Here is a 19,146-nt window from a genome sequence, read left to right as displayed (position 1 = left end):
GCGGGGCGAAAGCGGCGGTCACTCGATCATCTCTCACGCCGGGGGCTGCAGGAGGAACGTGCCGCCCCATCGCCCAATGAGCGGCTGAGGGGGCAGATGCCCTCAAGCCCGCTTCATCAGCGGAAATCGCTCCTTCAGGAGCCTCAGGATCGATTCCGATCCCACCGGCGGACCGAACAGGAAGCTCTGACCGTAGTCGCAGCCCATCTGCGCGAGCTGGATCGCATCCTCCTCGGATTCGATTCCCTCCGCGACCACCCGCATGTCGAGCTCGCGCGCCATCGTGATCACCGCGCGCAGGATGACGGCGCGCTTGTCGCTTGGATCGCGCACCAGCGCCTTGTCGATCTTGATCGTGTCGAAAGGGAAGCGGGTGAGATAGGAGAGCGACGAGTGGCCGGTGCCGAAATCGTCGAGCGCCAGCCGCAGCCCGGCCTCGCGAAGCTTTTCGAGCACGAGCCTGGCCTGCTCGGGGTTCTCCATGACAAGCGATTCCGTCAGTTCCATTTTGATCTGCGCCGGATCGCAGCGGCTCTTGCTGAGAATCGCGCGCATGTCGTCATAGAGTTCGTTGTTCAGCAGCTGTGCGCTCGACAGATTGATCGAGATGAAGATCGGCAGGTCGCCGGTCTGCGTCTGCCACTCGGCAAGATCGCTCGTGGCCTTGTCGAAGGCGAACAGGCCCAGCTGGTTTATCAGGTCGGAATTCTCCGCGATGGGGATGAATTCGGTCGGCGAAATATTTCCGCGCTTCGGATGGTCCCAGCGCATGAGCGCCTCGAAGCCGGCGATCTCGGCATCGCTGAGGCGGACGATGGGCTGGTATACGAGGGAAAGCTCCTTGCGCTCCATGGCGCGCTTCAGGTCGGCTTCGAGCTGTAGGCGGTCCGAGCCGGAGGTCCGGAAAGCCGGACGGAACGGCTCGACCCGGTTGCCGCCCGCCTTCTTGGCGCGGAACATCGCAAGCTCGGCATCGTCGAGCAGTCCGGCTGCGCTCTGCTCCTGATCGAGCCATGAGACGAGGCCAATCGAAGCGGTCAGGTTGATCTCCCGATTTCCGTAGTTGAGCGGGACCATGATCGCTTTGCTGACCGCATCGGCGAAGTCGGCGATCTTGGCCGGATCGCGCTCGGACATGAGGATCAAGCCGAACTGGTCGCCGCCAAGACGCGCGAGCGTGTCCTGCGGGCGCAGAAGCCTGCGCAGGCGGCGCGTCAGCGCGATGAGGACATTGTCGCCGGCGGCGATCCCCAGCATGTCGTTGACCTGCTTGTAGCGGTCGATGTCGATTGCAAGCACGGTCGGGCGTATCGAGTTGCTGCCGTCGCCCATCAGGAGGATCGCCTGCAGGCGATCGAGAAAGACCTGTCTGTTCGGCAAGCCGGTCAGATTGTCCAGAAGCGCGTTGTGCAAGAGCCGCTCGACCGAATTGCGCTGTTCGGTGATGTCGTTGATGGTCCCGACGCATCGGATGATTTCGCCATTGGCGCCGAGCACCGGGCGCGCCCGGATCGAGAGCCAATGATAATGGCCATCCTCGGCGCGCACGCGGAATTCATGGTTGAGTCGCCCGCGGCGGTGTTCGAGCAGCACGTCGAGCGTTGCGCGGAAGCGGTCGCGGTCATCGGGGTGCAGCCGCGGCACCCAGTTGCGCACCGGCCCGTTCATCGTTCCGAGCGAAAGCCCGAGCTGGTGCGAGATATCGGGAATGGTAACGACCCGGTCGCGTGCCACGTCCCAGTCCCAGACGGTATCGCCTGATCCCGTGAGTGCCAGCGCCTGGCGCTCGAGATCGGAGAAAAGGCCGAGCTGATAGGCCCCGCCGGAAAAGGCGTGCTGCATGACGGTGAAGCCGATCAGGAGCACGATGAGCACGAGGCCGCCGCCGAGTGCCGGCTGCACGATGTCATTGGCCAGTTGACCGGTCACCGCGAGCCAGGCGCCGAACAGCCACACGAGGATCAACAACCAGGCTGGAACGAGAAGGATCGCGCGGTCATAACGGTTGAAGCCCAGATAGGCGATCAGCACGATGCCGACGGTTGCCGTCAGCGCGAAGGACAGGCGGGCGATGCCGGAGGCGATCGCCGGATCGTAGACGGCGACGCCGAAGAGCAGCCCGAGGCCGAGAATCCATGCGAGGGTCGCGTAGCCGAGATGCTGATGCCAGCGATTGAGATTGAGATAGGTGAACAGGAAGACCACGAGACCGGCTGCGAGGAACACCTCGGTGCCCGCTCGCCATATGCGCTCGTCGTCGGCAGTCACGGTGATGAGCTTCGAAAGGAAGCCGAAATCGACGCAGATATAAGCAAGCACGGCCCAGGCGAGCGCGGCGGTGGCCGGCAACATCGACGTGCCCTTGACGACGAAAAGGATCGTCAGGAAAACCGCGAGCAGCCCGGCGATGCCGAGCACGATACCGCGGTACAGGGTGAAGGCGTTGACGGTATCCTTGTAGGCGTCCGGCTGCCAAAGATAGATCTGCGGCAGCTCCGGCGTGGTGAGTTCGGCAACGAAAGTGATTACCGCACCCGGATTGAGCGTGATTCGGAAGACGTCCGCTTCTTCGCTCGGTTGCCGGTCCAGCGCAAAACCCTCGCTCGGCGTGATCGAGAGTATCCGCTGCGAGCCGAGGTCGGGCCAGAAGAGCTTCGAATTCACGAGCCGGAAATGCGGTGCGACGATAACGCGTTCGAGCTGCTCTTCCGAAACATTGGCGAGCGCGAACACGGCCCAGTCGCCCTGGTGATTTTCCGTGCTGGAACGCACTTCGATGCGTCTGACGATGCCGTCCGTGCCGGGGGCGGTCGAAACCTGAAAGGCGTCGCCTCTGCCGCTGTAGATCTCCGTCGTGGCGGTAAGATCGAGCGCCGTGTCCTCGCGCGAAATCTTCACCGGCTCGAGCGCATGCGCAACGCCGCCGCCAAGACCAAGGGCGAAAACGACGAGTGCGACCAGAAACGCCGCCAGCCTTGCGGCTGGCCATGCGAGCGGCTTACGGGTCAGGGGCATCAAAGGGGCAAATTCCTGTTGGGTACGGCATCGACGGAGAGGAGCGAAAACATCAAGTGGTCCCGCCACTGCCCGTTTATCTTCAAATATTGTCTCAGATAGCCTTCACGCTCAAAGCCGGCCTTTTCAAGGAGCCGGATGCTCCGTGCGTTTTCTGGAATACAGGCTGCTTCGATACGGTGCAACTCGAGCCCCTTGAAGATGTAGGGGATCGTCAGCTTCAAGGCCTCGTACATATGGCCCTGTCCGGCATGTTTCTGGCCCATCCAGTAGCCGATCATGCAGTTCTGCGCAGCACCGCGGCGGATATGACCGATGGTGAGACCGCCAAGCAGCGTTTCGTCCGGCCTGTGGAAGAGGAAGAGCGGCACGGCCTGACCGGAGGCAAATTCCTGCTCGTTGCGATTGACGCGGCTGCGAAAGGCGCCTTCGGTCATTTCATCGGCGCGCCAGGTAGGCTCCCACGGCTCCAGGAAGGCGCGGCTTTCGCTGCGCAAGCGATACCATTGCCGGTAGTCGGCGTAGCGGGGGAGGCGGAGCAGATAATGCTGGCTGGCGATCTCGACCGTCTCCGGCTGCCGCGAAAGGAACCGAAAAACCGATCTTGTCATCTATGCCTCCAGGCCAGGACCGCGTCGATGCCGCAGTTCGGTCGAACCGAATGCATGTCGCCCAAACAATATGCGGCGGTTTTGGACGACGACCTGCACGAGAACAATGCCCTAGGGCACGTCGGATGGATCCGATCGAACGCGATGCGCTTCAGGGCACTGTCTCATTGCGAAACGTGGCACAAGTTTACGCCCAAATCGAATCCGATTTTAAGAATTGTACAAGGAAATTGAGGACCTTGAAGGAAGGTAGGCGACCGGCAGGGGCCGGTCAGCTCGCCGCAGCATGTATCGCGTCCGCCTTCGTGGTCAACGAGGACAATATGTCGTTCAGGGGAGCGAGCTGCCCGAGCGGACCGATGGCCGACAACGTCGGAACCGTGTCGAAGAACAGGCGGCCGGCCAGGTCGGTGAGGCGCTCGATGGTGATGCCCGACAGGCGTTCCATCAGTTCCTCATTGGGGATCGGCCGGCCGTACAGCATCATCTGCCGTGCGATTTGTCCCGCACGCGCGGCCGGGCTCTCCTGGCCCATCAGCAATTGCGCCCGGATCTGTGCGCGGGCACGCTCGATCTCCTGCTGATCGATGCTCAAGGACGACTTGCGCAATTCATCGACGATCACCGGCATCAGTTCCGGCAGGTTTTCTCCGCCCGTTGCCGCATGCACGCCGAAGATACCGGTATCGGAAAAGCCCCAGTGGAAGGCGTAGACCGAGTAACAGAGGCCCCTGTGTTCGCGCACTTCCTGGAACAGGCGGGACGACATGCCGCCGCCGAGGATGTTGGCAAGGATCTGCGAACAATAGAAATCACGGGCGTGATAGGCCTTGCCTTCGAAGCCGAGCAGAACCTGCGCGTCCATCAGGTCGCGGCTCTCGCGGCTGTCGCCGCCGGTGTAGCGCGCGGTCTCGATGACGGGAGCGCAAACGGGTTCGGCGGGCAGGGAGGCGAAACGCTCCTCCACCTGGCGCACGATGGTGTCGTGATCGACGGCGCCGGCGGCTACGATGAAGGTGCGGTCGGTCGTATAATTGCGGCCGAGATACTGGCGGATCTGATCCGCGCTGAAGGACATCACCGTTTCCGGCGTGCCGAGGATCGGCCTGCCGACCGTCTGGCCACGATAGGCGGTCTCGGCAAAACGATCGAAGACGACGTCGTCCGGCGTGTCGTCCGCCGCGCCGATCTCCTGCAGGATGACCTGCTTCTCACGACGCAGCTCGTCCGCCTCGAAGGTCGATTCCGTCAGAATGTCGGCGAGGATATCGACCGCCAGCGGCAGATGGTCCTTGAGTACGCGGGCATAGTAGGACGTCGTTTCGGTCGAGGTGGCGGCGTTGACCTCGCCGCCCACATTCTCGATTTCCTCGGCGATCTGGCGGGCGCTGCGCCGCCTCGTGCCCTTGAAAGCCATGTGCTCCAGGAGATGCGCAATTCCGTGTTCATTCACGGTTTCGTTGCGCGAACCGGACTTGATCCAGACTCCGAGCGCCACGCTTTCCAGATGCGGCATTCGCTCGGTAACCACCGTCAGCCCGGAAGGGAGCCGGGTGCACTCAACTTTCATCATCCGTGATCTTTCGCTCTATTCCCGAACGCGGGTACGCTCGCCGATGAAGGTTTCGACGCTCTTGAGCTCCGGATCCAGGATGTCGAAACGCTCCGCCCTAGTCATGAGATCAGCAAGCCACGTCGGAAGCGCGGGGTCAATACCACTTGCCGATTTTACTGCGGCGGGAAATTTTGCCGGATGGGCAGTCGCAAGGGTGACCATCGGGGCGGAGTTCTTCTCGTGCTTGGCTGCCACGAAAACGCCGATTGCCGTATGCGGATCAAGGAGATAGCCGGTCTCGTCGAAGGTCTTGCGGATCGTTTTCGCCACATCTTTCTCCGAGGCGCGGCCGGCGCGAAATTCCTTGCGGATTTTTTTCAGCGCTGCGTCGCCGATCGTGAACGAGCCGGATTGCCTGAGGCTCGCCATGGCCGCGCGGACTTCCGCCGGATCGCGCTCGTTCGCCTCGAAGATGAGCCTTTCGAAGTTCGACGAGATCTGGATGTCCATCGAAGGCGAGGTCGTCGCCTTGACGTCGCGCATCTCGTAGCGGCCGTTCTTCAGCGTGCGCGCCAGAATGTCGTTTTCGTTGGTGGCGATGATCAGCTTGTCGATCGGCAGACCCATGCGCTTGGCGACGTAGCCTGCGAAAATATCGCCGAAATTGCCGGTAGGCACGGTGAAGGAGATCTTCCGGTCGGGCGCGCCGAGAGCGACCGCCGTCGTGAAATAGTAGACGATCTGGGCCATGATGCGCGCCCAGTTGATCGAATTGACGCCGGAAAGCTTCACGCGGTCGCGGAAGGCCTGGTCGTTGAACATGGCTTTGACCAGATTCTGGCAGTCGTCGAAATTGCCTTTGACGGCAACCGCGTGCACGTTCGATGCCGTGGACGTGGTCATCTGTCTTTGCTGCACCGGCGACACTTTGCCCTGCGGAAAGAGGATGAAGATGTCGGTGCGGTCGCGGCCGGCGAAGGCGTCGATCGCGGCACCGCCGGTATCGCCTGATGTCGCTCCCACGATCGTCGCCCGCTCGCCCCGTTCGGCAAGAACATAGTCCATCAGCCGGGCGAGCAACTGCATGGCGACGTCCTTGAAGGCGAGCGTCGAACCGTGAAAGAGCTCCATCACGAAAGCGTTCGGTCCGGTCTGGACCAGGGGTGCTACGGCCGGATGACGGAAAGTGGCATAGGCCTCGTCGATCATCTCGCGGAACTTGGCCGCCGGGATCTCGCCATTGGTGAAGGGTTCGAGAACGGTGAAGGCGATCTCCTGATAGGATTTGCCGCGCAGCGCCCGGATCTCCTTCTTCGAGAGTGCCGGCCATTCCTTCGGCAGGTAAAGCCCGCCGTCGCGGGCAAGTCCCGCCAGAAGAGCATCGCAAAAGCCGAGAGAGGCCGCTTCTCCCCGTGTCGAAATATACTTCACCATCGTGATCCTTCGTCGTTTGCGCGTCTGAATGAGACGCGCGGCGCTGCAGGCGCTTTTGCGTCAGTCCCTGGCAAATCGCGCGGCCATTCTTGTCACCGTGGCAATTTCACGTCGGTTTCGGAAATTTCGGTTGGGGAGCCTGGACCGGTCGATTTTTGATTTCGCCGCTGCTATAGACGATGCCCGAAGGTCAAGAAAGGCCTCCAGCCGTTTTCGGCCCTGAGCTCGAGTTGACCCGACGCGGTCTCGAGCTCTCGCCCGTTGAAGCCGGCTGCGGCGAGTTTGGCTTGCTACAAGCCGATATCATCGCGGTTCGGGAGTTCGTCCGTTCAGTAGAGGTTGTGCAACGTGTCTGGCAAAGTATCTCGCCGTCTTCTCGCAGTATCCCTCCTTTTGGCCGCTGCCGGCTGTAACAAGACGCAATCGGGTGGCGCCATCGACGCCGGCGGAAGTGCGACGGCGCCGACACCTGCGGTGATCCAGGCGGCCTGCCCGCCGATCAGCCTCCGGGACGGTACCTCCTCCTACCGAACCTATGCAAAGGGTGCCAAGGACGATCCGAGCAAGATCGTCTATCAGGCCTCGCTTGCCGACACGACGCGCCAATGCGTGCAGAGCCCGGACAAGCTGACGATGACGGTCGTGGTGCAGGGTCGCGTGGTCGCCGGTCCCGCCGGCGGGCCGGGCAAGGTGACGCTGCCGATCCGCGTTGCCGCCACGGATGGCGAAAAGACGCTTTACTCGGAGCTCACCCAATACCCGGTCGAAGTGCCGGCGGGCAGCGCCACCACCCAGTTCGTTTTCACCAAGGCCGATGTGACGCTTCCCGCCGGCGCCGGCGCCGAAGCGAAGGTCTTCGTGGGATTTGACGAAGGTCCGTACAGGGCGAAGTAATACCCGCCCCTCATCCGGCCTGCCGGCCACCTTCTCCCCGCAGGCGGGGCGAAGGACACGAGCGGCACGCTCCCAGCTCTCTCTTGGCGTTGAAAGTGCGGAGGCGATGCCGCTTGTCCCTTCTCCCCGTAAGACGGGGAGAAGGTGCCGGCAGGCGGATGAGGGGCGAGCTCAACTCGCTCAGCGGCCGCTTACTCGACCGCGACGCTCTGGCCGCCTTCCCACTTGTAAAGCGAGAAGCTTGGCGAGGTGAGATCGCCGCTTTCGCCGTAGGTCAGCTTGCCGATGACCGTGTCGATCGCCTCGCCGGACTTGATGGCGGTGGCAACGGCAGTCGCGTCCTCGGTCGAGCCCGCCTTCTCGATACCCGCCTTGAGAACCTGCACGGCGGCATAGGCGTTGAGCGTGAAGGCTTCCGCGGGGATGTTCTTGGCCTTGAGGGCCTCGATCACCGGTGCGGCGGCCGGGTTGCGGGTGGCGTCGCTGGCATTGGTGTAGACGGTGCCCGATGCGGCTTCGCCGCCGATTGCCCAGAACTCGGTGTTGGAAAGACCGTCGCCGCCGAGGAGCTGCGCCTTCACGCCCTGGTCATGCATCTGGCGAGCGAGCAGCCCGCCCTCCGCGTGATAGCCCCCGAAATAGACGACGTCGACATTCTCGGCCTTGAGGCGGGTGACGATCGCCCCGAAATCCTTCTCGCCGGGCGTCAGGCCTTCATAGACCACCTCGGTGATGCCGCCTGCGTTGATCGCAGCCTTGAAGCCGTCGGCAAGACCCTTGCCATAGGCTCCCTTGTCGTGAAGCACGGCAACGCGCTTGTCCTTGAAGTTCTTGACGACGTAGTCGGCGGCGACGACGGCCTGCTGATCGTCGCGTCCGCAGGTGCGCAGAACGTTCCACAGGCCGCGGGTCGTCAGATCCGGGGTGGTCGCCGTCGGCGTGACCATCAGGATACCGTTTTCCGCCAGCACGTCGGATGCCGGCATCGAGGTGCCGGAGAGCACCGGTCCGACCACGTATTGTATGCCTTCGCCCGCCAGCTGGTTGGCGACCGAGACGGCCTGCTTGGGTTCGCCCGCGTCGTCGACGATCTTGACGACGAGCTTCTCGCCATTGACGCCGCCGGCGCTGTTGATCGCTTCGACCGCCGCTTCGGCGCCGTTCTTGACCTGCTCGCCGAAGGCCGCAACGGGACCGGTGAGCGGCGTGATGACGCCGATGGTGATGTCGGCATGGGCGAGCGGCGCAAACGCGACGCTGGCTGCCAGTGCCATTCCGGTCAATCGTGAAAGACGCATGGTGTTTCCTCCTTGGAAAATTCCCCCTTCTGGGGGTTTGCTTGATATGCCCGCGCGCAGTCTGAAAATCGGTCGATTCTCGGAGGAAGTCCATTCAATGCGGCATGGAGTCCTCGCCCGCCCTAAGCCGTCATGGACTCCGACCATTCCGCGAGCGCGGCGATTACTCCGGGAAGCGCCGCCATTCGCGAGATGACCGTTTCGGCGCCGGCTTCCGTCAGCTTGTCCGCATGGGCTGCGAACGTATGCGAACCGCCGGTGAAACCGACGACGCGCATGCCCGCCGCGCGGGCGCCATGAATGCCGTGAACCGAATCTTCGATGACAAGAACGCGTGCCGGATCGACGCCGAACTGGGCCGCCCCATGCAGGAAGATGTCAGGCTTCGGCTTGACGCGATCCGGGCCAAGGTCGCGCGCGGAGTAGATGTGTTTGCCGAAATGATCCCTGATGCCGACTTTGCCGAGCATCATCGCAAGCCGTTGCGAAGTGGAGTTCGAGCAGATGCAATGCGGAAGCGTCAGTTGCATGAGCGCCGGCCGCACGCCTTCGATGATCTTGACGTCGCGGGCAAGCCGCACGTCGAGAATGGCATCGACCTTGTCGATCAGGGAGGCGGAAAGCGGAATGCTCGCTTCCTTCTCGACCGCCAGCAACGTGTCGCGCCAGGTCATGCCGGAAAAGCGTTCGGACATTTCCTCGATGCTGATCGGATAGCCCGCTTCCGTCAGCAATCCGGCCTCGACTTCCGAGGCGATGATTTCCGAGTCGACGAGCACGCCGTCGCAGTCGAAGATGATGAGGTCGATACCGGTCATAAATCGGTTCCTTGGGAGAAAGGCGCCGCCGGCAGGGGAGGAGCTGAAAAGCGGCGCGGGAAATGGTGGCCGCAGCTTTATACGATGGCGGATCAAAGCTCAACCTGGAGCAGGAGATGGAGAACCGGGGATTGCAGCCGATTCAACTCGCAATCGTTGCAGCCGACGGACAAATCGTCGTGATCACCGCGGGAAGAGCTCCAGAAAGGCCTTCTCGCCCGGCGCCGTAAAGCGAACCGCCCGGCTGTTCTGCTCCCGTTTCGCCCAGCCCTTGTCTATGAAGAGCGTCAGCAATGCCTCTCCCAGCGAGCCGGCGAGATGCGACCGCCGCTCGCTCCAGTCGAGGCAGGTGCGGCAGATCGGCCGCCGGGACTTCCTGAGCGCGGCGTAGTCGATCCCGAGCGACTCGATGCGGACACGCCCGGCATCGGTCAGAGCCAGATCGTCTTCGCCCGTCATTTCGATCTGCCGGGCCCCGATCAGGCTGTCCAGCATGCGCACGCCGTAATCGCCGGCAAGATGGTTGTAGCAGACGCGCGCCTTGCGCAGTGCCGGGTCCTTCGGTCCGGGCCGCGAGCGCGTCAGGCCGCGCCCGGCGGCAAAACCCATGAGGCTTTCGAGCATGAGCCCGACCTCGTCCTCGCTCAGCGCGTAATAGCGGTGCCGGCCCTGCTTGCGCTGTGTCAGCAAGCCGCCCGCCTCCAGCTTGGCGAGGTGCGAACTGGCGGTCTGCAGCGTGATGCCGGCCTGGGCTGCAAGCTCCGTCGGCGTCAGCGCCTGGCCGCCCATCAGAGCGGTCAGCATGTTTGCGCGTGCGGGATCGCCGATCAACGAGCCGATCAGAGCTATGTCCGGGCCTTCCTTCATACTTCGATTATAATCGAAGTATCGCGGACGGGCAAGGCCCGGATCGGCGGCACCTGGACGATGACTCCTGCGTCGACGCAAATTTTTCCGGCGCCTTCAGGCTTTGGTAACCATCTTCGGTAACCATAAGCCTATCGTCAGTCCGAGTAAGCGTATTTGCGAGTTGCCAATGTCATCAGTTGTTTCGCTTGCCGAAATCTCCCGCGCCGCCCGTCCGCTGAACTGGCTGGACAGCATCATCAAGGGAGATTGCGTGGCCGCGCTGAACGCGCTTCCCGATCATTCGGTCGATGTCGTCTTCGCCGACCCGCCCTATAATCTTCAACTCGGCGGCACGTTGCACCGGCCCGATCAGTCGCTGGTCGATGCAGTGGACGACGATTGGGACCAGTTTGCTTCCTTCGAAGCCTATGACGCTTTCACCCGCGCCTGGCTGCTTGCCTGCCGGCGTGTCCTGAAGCCCACCGGCACGCTCTGGGTCATCGGTTCCTACCACAATATCTTCCGGGTCGGCGCGATCCTTCAGGACCTGCACTTCTGGGTCTTGAACGATATTATCTGGCGCAAGACCAACCCGATGCCGAACTTCAAGGGCCGCCGCTTCCAGAACGCGCATGAAACGCTGATCTGGGCGACGCCGAACGCCAAGGCCAAGGGTTATACCTTCAACTACGAAGCGATGAAGGCGGCGAACGACGACGTTCAGATGCGCTCCGACTGGCTGTTCCCCATCTGCTCCGGTTCCGAGCGGCTGAAGGGCGACGACGGCAAGAAAGTACACCCGACGCAAAAGCCGGAAGCGCTGCTTGCCCGCATCCTGATGGCCTCGACCAAGCCAGGGGACGTCGTGCTCGATCCGTTCTTCGGCTCCGGCACCACCGGGGCGGTCGCCAAGCGCCTCGGCCGGCACTTCGTCGGCATCGAGCGCGAGCAGGACTATATCGATGCCGCCGCCGAACGTATCGCGGCCGTGGAGCCGCTCGGCAAGGCCACGCTCTCGGTCATGACCGGCAAGAAGGCGGAGCCGCGCGTCGCCTTCAACACTCTGGTGGAAAGCGGGCTCATCAAGCCCGGCACGGTTCTGACGGATGCGAAGCGCCGCTACAGCGCGATCGTCCGCGCCGACGGCACGCTGGCGTCCGGCGGCGAGGCTGGATCCATTCACCGCCTCGGCGCAAAAGTGCAGGGCCTCGACGCCTGCAACGGCTGGACCTTCTGGCACTTCGAGGAGGGAAGCGTATTGAAACCGATCGACGAGCTCAGATCCGTCATTCGAAACGACCTGGCAAAACTGAACTGATCAACCAGTTCCGCCTGGGTCTTCGATAGGCGCCCCCTTCCGGTTTTTGTACCTTCAGTCCCGGATGAGCGCTTTAAACGCCCGGAATCCGAAGAGGATTCCGGGCGTTTGTATCAATGCGGGGCGTCAGCCGATTAGAGCATGGCAGCCGCTGCCAGCGAGGGTGCCGCGTCCGAAGGCTGGATACCGTAGGCCGCGAGATCGGCTTTCAGCCTTTCGGCGCCGGTGAACTGAACCGCGTGCCAGCCGGCCGCTCGCGCGCCTTCGACATTGGCGGCGCTGTCGTCGATGAAGAGCGTCGCGCCCGGATCGAGGTCGAAGGCCTCGGCGTGAGTCCGGTAGATGGCGAGATCGGGCTTGATCAGCCGAACGTCGCCGGAGACCGTGACCCCGCGCGGCAGGGTCAGGAAGGGATAAAGCTTCTGCGCCTCCCGGAAGGTGTCGGAGGCGAAATTGGTCAGCATCGTGACGTCCCAGCTGTCGGCGATCAGGCCTTCCATGATGGCGACCGTCTCCACATAGGCGTGCGGTACCATTTCATGCCAGTGCCGGCGAAAGGCGCGGATGTGATCTTCCCTTTCCGGATGATTGCGGATGAGGATTGCCTCCGCCTCTTCCCAGGAGCGGCCGCGATCCTGCTCTATGTTCCAGTCGGACGTGCAGACATTGGCGAAGAACCAGCTGCGTTCCGCCTCGTCCGGGATGAGGCGGGAATAGGGAAGGTTCGGATCGTAATGGATCAGCACCTTGCCGATGTCGAAAACGATGTGGCGGATATCGATGCTGCTCATTGGTATTCCTGCCGATCCTTGGCTTGCGATGGAAAGTGGGCCGGAGCGGCCGGAAAGCGCTCCGCTTTGCATTTATCCCGCTTCGAACGCATGCGGTATAGCCTTGGCGATTGCCTTTTTCATGACAGTCGGAAGCGCCTGCGCCCTGAGCGAGGCGAGCGGCTCCCACCACCCGCTCGTGCCCATTCGCGCCTCTCCGACATCGGCGCGCCCGACCCTGGCCCGAAAGACGGACAGGTGCAGCTCGAAATGCGTGAAGACGTGGTTGACGGTCCCGCATGGCTCCCACGCTGCGGGGAAGGGATGAGCGTCTATCGAGGTGTCGCCGTCGCGGCGCGACGTCCAGTCCGTGCCGGGCACCTCCGTCATGCCGCCGAGGAGGCCCGTGTCGGGGCGCTTGCGAAGATAGACCGCCTCGAGGCCGTCGACGGCGACGAAGGCCGCACCCAGGCGCAACGGCTTCTCCTTCTTTGCTGCCTTGCGCGGAAATGTCTCCGGGTCGGCTGTTTTCAGGGCCCGGCAATCCGTACGAAAGGGACAGAGCGAACAGGCAGGCCGTTTCGGTGTGCAGATCGTCGCACCGAGATCCATCATCGCCTGGGCGAAATCGCCCGGCCGGTCGGCCGGGGTCAGCGCCTGGACGAGGGCTCGCATTTCGGGCTTGGCCGCGGGCAGCGGCGTTTCGACGGCATGGAGGCGCGAGATCACGCGCTCCACATTGCCGTCGAGAACGGCACTTGCCCGGTTGAAGGCGATCGCGGCGATGGCTGCGGCGGTGTAGTCGCCGATGCCCGGCAGCGCTTTCAGCCCCTCTTCGCTATCGGGAAAACGGCCGCCATGATCGCGGGCGACCGCTTCCGCACATTTCTTCAGGTTCCGCGCGCGGGCGTAGTAGCCGAGGCCGGCCCAGGCCTTCATCACATCCTCGGTGTCTGCCGCGGCAAGGTCGCCGACCGTCGGCCACAGGGCGAGGAATTTCTCGAAGTAAGCCTTGACCGCCTGGACCGTCGTCTGCTGAAGCATCACCTCCGACAGCCAGACGCGATAGGGGTCGGCAACCGCACCTTTCCGCGCCGCTGCCGGCGGCACCCGCCATGGAAGGTCGCGGTGGTGACGATCGTACCATTCGAGAAGAAGTGCGGCGCTCGCCGCCTGTGGAAGATCGCGCATCATTTGCCGGGAGGTCCTTTTGCGGCCTATACTTGGCCGATGCCGGCTTGAGCCGCAAGGTTCGATCGAAATTGCAAACAGAAAGTCGTTCCGTGAGTGAGAGAAAGACCCGAAAGGGCGTCGTTCAGATCAGCGAAGTTGCCAACGGCCTGATCGATCCGGTGCTGGCGAAGCGTGCCGGCATCAACACGATGCTGCTCGGCTCGTGGGACGAAATCGCGGGCGCGGAGTTTGCCGATTGCACCCGGCCGGAAAGAATTGCCTGGCCGCGCCGCGCTTCCGAAATCGCCGGCGAAGGCCGCTACCAGCCGGGTGTGCTGACGGTCGCGTGCGAAGGCGCCCGGGCGCTTTTCCTGACTCATGCCCAGGGCGAGCTGATCCAGCGCATCAACGGCTTCTTCGGTTTCCACGCAATCGGCCAGTTGCGCATCGTCCAGAAGCCGGTCGCACCGCCGCCCAAGCGCTACAGCCGCCCGCCGCCCCTTGTCGGCGAGGCTGCCCGGCGGCTCGAAACCATGGTGGAAGGCGTCGAAAGCGAGGCGTTGAAGGCGGCGCTCAAGCGGCTCGGCACTGCCGTTCTGTCGACGCAGCGGCGATGACGGTCACAATTGTTTGAACGCTGTCGAAACACCCCCTCTTGTCGCCCCGCACGTGGCAAGTTATCGAAATCACGCTTCAATTTCCCTCGAGTAGAACACGGGTCCTGTCCATGTCCGCTTCCCAAACAAGCCTTCCGAAACGCCTGCTGAGCGGCGTCGCCGTTGCAGCGCTCGCTATGGCGCTCGCAGCCTGCAGCGATGAAAAGAAGGAGGCGGCTTCAACGACGCCCGCCGAGACCACGGCGAGCACCGATGCGACGACCACCGCCTCGACGTCTCAGGCGCCTGCCGCCGCGAGCGAGGCGAAGCCCGCGACCGAGGTGGCGCAGGCCTCTACCCCAGCCGCCAAGGTCGAGTTGCCGAAGTCGGAGGGCAGCGTCGACATGGCGAAGCTCCTGGAGCCCGGAGCGCTGCCGGAAATGGCGCTCGGAGAAGCCAATGCGCCGGTCACCATCGTCGAGTACATGTCGATGACCTGCCCGCATTGTGCCAATTTCCACAACGATACCTTCGACGCGATCAAGGCGAAGTACATCGACAGCGGCAAGGTACGCTTCATCGTCCGCGAATTCCCCTTCGATCCGCGCGCGGCAGCCGCCTTCATGCTGGCGCGCTGTGCACCGGAGGGGCAGTATTTCCCGATGGTTTCCATGCTGTTCAAGCAGCAGGAGCAGTGGGCGGCTGCGCAGAACGGCCGCGATGCACTCCTGCAATTGTCGAAACTCGCCGGTTTTACACAGGAGAGCTTCGAGGCCTGCTTGACGAACCAGAAACTTCTGGATGATGTGAATGCAGTCATGCAGAGGGGCGCCAAGGAATTCGGGGTCAAGTCGACGCCGACTTTCTTCGTCAACGGTGAGCACTATTCGGGGGACATGTCGGTTGACGTTATGTCGGCCCTCATCGACAGCAAGCTCTGATCCTTCGCTTTTGATTCCGACGGGCGACGGCAGCAGCCGTGCGCCCGTTTTTTGTGTTGGGCAGCCAGTGAGGTTTCGCCATGCCTCACGCTGACGTATCGCCGGAAGTTCGCGGCAGCGCGCGCCGCATGCGCAACAGCATGACGGAGGCGGAGGTCAAGCTCTGGAATGAACTTCGTGCGCATCGGCTGATGGGGCTCGGTTTTCGCCGGCAGGTTCCGATTGCTCCCCCCTGCGGGGGAGATGCCCGGCAGGGCAGAGGGGGGTGCCGGCTTGTCGCTGCCCCGGCGTGCTCCTCATGAAATTCACCAGGCTGCGCCTGCTCGGCTTCAAATCCTTCGTCGAACCGACGGAATTCGTCATCGAGCGTGGCCTGACCGGGGTCGTCGGGCCGAACGGCTGTGGCAAGTCCAATCTTGTCGAGGCGCTCCGCTGGGTGATGGGCGAGAACTCCTACAAGAACATGCGTGCCTCCGGCATGGACGACGTGATCTTTTCCGGATCCGGAAACCGCCCGGCGCGCAACACGGCCGAGGTCGGCCTGTATCTGGACAACAGCGACCGCACCGCACCCGCAGCCTTCAACGACAGCGACGAGATACAGGTGACGCGCCGCATCGAGCGCGAGCAGGGCTCGGTCTACCGCATCAATGGCAAGGAGGCGCGCGCCAAGGACGTGCAGTTGCTGTTTGCCGATGCGTCCACCGGTGCACGCTCGCCCTCGATGGTGGGCCAGGGCCGCATCGGCGAGCTGATCGCCGCCAAGCCGCAGGCGCGCCGGCAGCTGCTCGAGGAGGCGGCCGGCATTTCCGGCCTGCATTCGCGCCGCCATGAGGCGGAACTGCGGCTGAAGGCTGCCGAAACCAATCTCGAGCGCCTGGACGACGTTACCTCGCAGCTCGAAAGCCAGATCGAGAGCCTCAAGCGTCAGGCCCGCCAGGCCAACCGGTTCAAGATGCTGTCGGCGGAAATCCGCCGGCACGAGGCGATCCTGTTCCATACCCGCTGGGTGCAGGGCAAGGAAGCGGAGGCCGAGGCGACCAGCCACCTGAACCAGATCACTGCACTCGTCGCCGAGAAGGCGCAGGCGCAGATGGAAGCCGCCAAGGCTCAGGCCGTCGCGAGCCTCAAGCTGCCGGAACTGCGTGAAAACGAGGCGAAGTTCGCTGCCGGGCTGCAGCGCCTGCAGATTGCTCGCGCCCAGCTCGAGGAGGATGCCGGCCGGATCCTGCGCCGCCGTGAGGAATTGCAGCGGCGACTGGCGCAACTTGCCGAGGACATCGCCCGCGAAGAGCGGCTGGTCGCCGACAATGCCGGCATTCTCGCCCGCCTCGATCAGGAGGAGGAAGAGCTGCGGGATGTGCTGGCCGAGGCGGACGATCGCGGCGCTCAGGCACGTGAAAGGCTGAATCAGGCCAATGAAAAGCTTGCGGCGAGCGAAGCCGGTCTCGCCCGCATTACGGCCGAGCGCGCCGAGGTGCAAGCCGCGCGCAACCAGATCGAGAGAGCGCTGCGCGATCTCTCCGAGCGGCAGGCGCGCCTCGCACGCCAGCTTGCGGATCAGGGGCGTGAACTCGACGATCTTGACGGTCAGATGGCGCGACTCCCCGATCCGGACGAGAAGAGAGAGCAGGTCGAGCTTGCGGAGGCGGCGCTGGAGGAGGCCGAGGCCGCCGTCGCCGCCGTCGAAGAGAGCCTCGCCGAGGCGCGCGCCGACGAAGCCGCCGCGCGCCTGCCCGTCGATCAGGCCCGGGCGCGGCTGAACGGCATCGAGACGGAAGCGCGAACGATCCGGCGCATGCTGGAGGCGGCCGGCGGCAGCACCTATCCGGCCGTCGTAGAGGAGATGAAAGTCGAGCGCGGCTTCGAGGCGGCGCTTGGCGCGGCTCTTGGCGACGACCTCGATTCGCCTCTGGAACAGGCGGCGCCGACGCACTGGCGCATGCCCGGCGACGATGCGGAAGATCCCGCATTGCCGGCCGGCGCCCTGCCTTTGATCGATTTCGTCCAGGCACCGGAGGCGCTGAGGCGAGCGCTCCGGCAGATCGGGATCGTAGAGAGCGACGGGGAGGCGGAGCGACTGCTGCCGCTCCTCAGGGCCGGCCAGCGGCTGGTGACGAGACAGGGCGCCGTCTGGCGATGGGACGGCCACGTCACCGGCTCGGAAGCGCCAAGTGCTGCGGGCCTGAGACTTGCCCAGAAGAACCGCCTTTCCGAACTGGAAGGTGAGGCGGAGGAGGCGAGCGATGCATCGCTGAAGGCGGAGGCGCATCTTGCCGCTGCCGGCGCGCGCATCCGCGCCGAGGACGAGCGGCTAAGGCTTTCGCGCGAGGCACAACGCATGCTTGCACGGCAGCTCTCCGAGGCGCGCGATGCCCTGGCGGTGGCCGAGCGGGCGTCCGGCGATCTGGCGCGCCGCCGCGCGGTGCTTGCCGAGACGAAGCTCCAGATCGAAGGCCAGGCCGAGGAGATCGCCGAAGAGATCGAGGCGGCCAAGGAAGCCTCTGCCGGTCAGCCGGATCTTGCAGAACTCGACCTGCGGCTGAGCAATCGGACGGCCGAAGTCGCGGCCGACCGTGCGGCGGCGGCCGAGGCTCGCGCTGCACATGACGGTCTCGCACGCGAAAACGATGGGCGCCTCAGGCGGCTTGCGGCCATCGCCGGGGAGCGAGAGACCTGGGCAGCGAGGGCGGCCAGCGCCGAAGATCACATCGCGACGCTTCGCGAGCGCGAGGCGGAGGCGCGGGAGGAGGTCGAGGAACTGCTCGATGCGCCTGACGAGTTCGACGACAAGCGCCGCGCGCTGATGAACGAGCTGCAGAAGGCGGAGGCGTCGCGCCGAGAGGCGGCCGATAGACTCGCCGAGGCGGAAAACCATCAACGCGAAGCGGATCGCCAGGCCGCTACCGCGCTCTCGGAGCTGGCAGAGGTACGCGAAAAGCGCGGCCGCGCCGAAGAGCGGCTTGTTTCCGCGCGGGAGCGGCGTGTCGAGATCGAGGCACGCATTCTCGAAGCACTGTCCTGCGCCCCCCATGAAGTGATGCGCCTTACCGGTCTCGGCTCCGACGAAGGACTACCGGATATGCGCGGCGTCGAACGGGAACTCGAGCGGCTGAAGATCGAGCGGGAACGGCTCGGCGCCGTCAACCTGCGCGCCGACGAGGAGCAGAAGGAGCTTTCGGAGCGGCTCGCGGCGCTGCTCAAGGAACGTGACGACGTCATCGAGGCGATCCGCCGGTTGAGGAGTGCCATCCAGAACCTCAACCGCGAGGGCCGCGAGCGGCTGATTGCCGCGTTCGATGTGGTCAATGTGCAGTTCCAGCGGCTTTTCACCCACCTCTTCGGGGGCGGCACGGCGGAACTGCAGCTCATCGAGAGCGACGACCCGTTGGAAGCGGGGCTCGAAATCCTTGCCCGGCCGCCCGGCAAAAAACCGCAGACGATGACGCTGCTTTCCGGCGGGGAGCAGGCGTTGACTGCCATGGCGCTGATCTTTGCCGTCTTCCTCACCAATCCGGCACCGATCTGCGTTCTCGATGAGGTGGATGCGCCGCTCGACGACCACAATGTCGAGCGCTATTGCAACCTGATGGACGAAATGGCGGCCTCCACCGAGACCCGCTTCGTCATCATCACCCACAATCCGATTACCATGGCCCGGATGAACCGCCTGTTCGGGGTCACAATGGCCGAGCAGGGCGTCTCGCAGCTCGTCTCGGTAGACCTGCAGACGGCAGAGCGGCTGCGCGAAGCCGTCTGATGGCGGCTCTGCAATTTGGTGCACTGCAACAAAAATCTTCGCCGAGTGCATTTTCAGCCCGGAACATATACTGTAGATGGTCTAGATCGGGATAAGGAAACGTGTGCGCGGTTT

The 19,146-nt window shown here is 63.8% G+C and carries 14 protein-coding genes and 1 pseudogene; 6 read left to right on the top strand and 9 right to left on the bottom strand.

All coding sequences use genetic code 11. From position 1 onward, the window contains the following. Nucleotides 1-102: 102 nt before the first annotated feature. The 4 genes from M1D43_RS09010 to thrC all read right to left on the bottom strand — a co-directional run bounded on the left by M1D43_RS09010 (nucleotide 103) and on the right by thrC (nucleotide 6,615). On the bottom strand, nucleotides 103-3,015 hold the full coding sequence (locus M1D43_RS09010; RefSeq protein ID WP_003532303.1) for a sensor domain-containing phosphodiesterase: 2,913 nt from the start codon (nucleotides 3,013-3,015) through the stop codon (nucleotides 103-105). Next, a complete protein-coding gene (locus tag M1D43_RS09005; RefSeq protein WP_015007289.1) occupies nucleotides 3,015-3,626 on the bottom strand; it encodes a GNAT family N-acetyltransferase in 612 nt (203 codons plus the stop codon). Before M1D43_RS09005 ends, M1D43_RS09010 begins: the two co-directional genes overlap by 1 nt. A gap of 271 nt (nucleotides 3,627-3,897) precedes the next feature. After that, entirely contained in the window at nucleotides 3,898-5,199 is a 1,302-nt protein-coding gene (locus tag M1D43_RS09000; protein ID WP_003532299.1) for a M16 family metallopeptidase, read from the bottom strand. 15 nt (nucleotides 5,200-5,214) lie between these two features. Then, nucleotides 5,215-6,615 (bottom strand): threonine synthase, encoded by a 1,401-nt coding sequence (gene thrC / locus M1D43_RS08995; RefSeq protein ID WP_027992637.1) that lies wholly within the window; start codon nucleotides 6,613-6,615, stop codon nucleotides 5,215-5,217. Nucleotides 6,616-6,963: 348 nt separating this feature from the next. Between thrC and M1D43_RS08990 the strand changes: the two genes are divergently transcribed. Next, on the top strand, nucleotides 6,964-7,509 hold the full coding sequence (locus M1D43_RS08990; protein WP_010968920.1) for a hypothetical protein: 546 nt from the start codon (nucleotides 6,964-6,966) through the stop codon (nucleotides 7,507-7,509). Between the two features lie 191 nt (nucleotides 7,510-7,700). On the opposite strand, the gene M1D43_RS08985 is transcribed toward M1D43_RS08990, so the two are convergent. The 3 genes from M1D43_RS08985 to M1D43_RS08975 form a co-directional block, all read right to left on the bottom strand. Beyond that, nucleotides 7,701-8,807, bottom strand: coding sequence for an ABC transporter substrate-binding protein (locus tag M1D43_RS08985; protein WP_003532293.1), 1,107 nt, complete (start codon nucleotides 8,805-8,807; stop codon nucleotides 7,701-7,703). Nucleotides 8,808-8,929: 122 nt separating this feature from the next. Next, nucleotides 8,930-9,625: an HAD family hydrolase gene (locus M1D43_RS08980; protein ID WP_003532290.1), complete on the bottom strand. Its 696-nt coding sequence runs from the start codon at nucleotides 9,623-9,625 to the stop codon at nucleotides 8,930-8,932. 183 nt (nucleotides 9,626-9,808) lie between these two features. Further along, nucleotides 9,809-10,492 (bottom strand): ArsR/SmtB family transcription factor, encoded by a 684-nt coding sequence (locus tag M1D43_RS08975; protein WP_003532288.1) that lies wholly within the window; start codon nucleotides 10,490-10,492, stop codon nucleotides 9,809-9,811. 169 nt (nucleotides 10,493-10,661) lie between these two features. Between M1D43_RS08975 and M1D43_RS08970 the strand changes: the two genes are divergently transcribed. Beyond that, on the top strand, nucleotides 10,662-11,792 hold the full coding sequence (locus M1D43_RS08970) for a site-specific DNA-methyltransferase (protein ID WP_010968922.1): 1,131 nt from the start codon (nucleotides 10,662-10,664) through the stop codon (nucleotides 11,790-11,792). Between the two features lie 134 nt (nucleotides 11,793-11,926). On the opposite strand, the gene M1D43_RS08965 is transcribed toward M1D43_RS08970, so the two are convergent. Further along, a complete protein-coding gene (locus tag M1D43_RS08965; RefSeq protein ID WP_153313229.1) occupies nucleotides 11,927-12,583 on the bottom strand; it encodes an HAD family hydrolase in 657 nt (218 codons plus the stop codon). A 72-nt stretch (nucleotides 12,584-12,655) separates the two neighbouring features. Further along, on the bottom strand, nucleotides 12,656-13,756 hold the full coding sequence (gene mutY, locus M1D43_RS08960) for an A/G-specific adenine glycosylase (RefSeq protein WP_153313230.1): 1,101 nt from the start codon (nucleotides 13,754-13,756) through the stop codon (nucleotides 12,656-12,658). 89 nt (nucleotides 13,757-13,845) lie between these two features. On the opposite strand from mutY, the gene M1D43_RS08955 reads away from it, so the two are divergent. From M1D43_RS08955 to M1D43_RS08940, 4 genes and pseudogenes are all read left to right on the top strand, one after another. Then, on the top strand, nucleotides 13,846-14,352 hold the full coding sequence (locus M1D43_RS08955; protein WP_027989668.1) for a DUF721 domain-containing protein: 507 nt from the start codon (nucleotides 13,846-13,848) through the stop codon (nucleotides 14,350-14,352). Between the two features lie 110 nt (nucleotides 14,353-14,462). After that, nucleotides 14,463-15,272, top strand: coding sequence for a DsbA family protein (locus tag M1D43_RS08950; RefSeq protein WP_003532283.1), 810 nt, complete (start codon nucleotides 14,463-14,465; stop codon nucleotides 15,270-15,272). A gap of 80 nt (nucleotides 15,273-15,352) precedes the next feature. After that, nucleotides 15,353-15,499: pseudogene (locus M1D43_RS08945) on the top strand (DUF559 domain-containing protein); the annotation flags it as partial. A gap of 71 nt (nucleotides 15,500-15,570) precedes the next feature. Continuing rightward, a complete protein-coding gene (locus tag M1D43_RS08940; protein ID WP_153313231.1) occupies nucleotides 15,571-19,032 on the top strand; it encodes a chromosome segregation SMC family protein in 3,462 nt (1,153 codons plus the stop codon). The last annotated feature ends 114 nt before the right edge of the window (nucleotides 19,033-19,146 follow it).

The sequence above is a fragment of the Ensifer sp. R1-3 genome (assembly GCF_056739175.1).
Note: the sequence above shows the minus strand (reverse complement) of the source record. Positions and strands in the feature narration are given on the sequence as shown.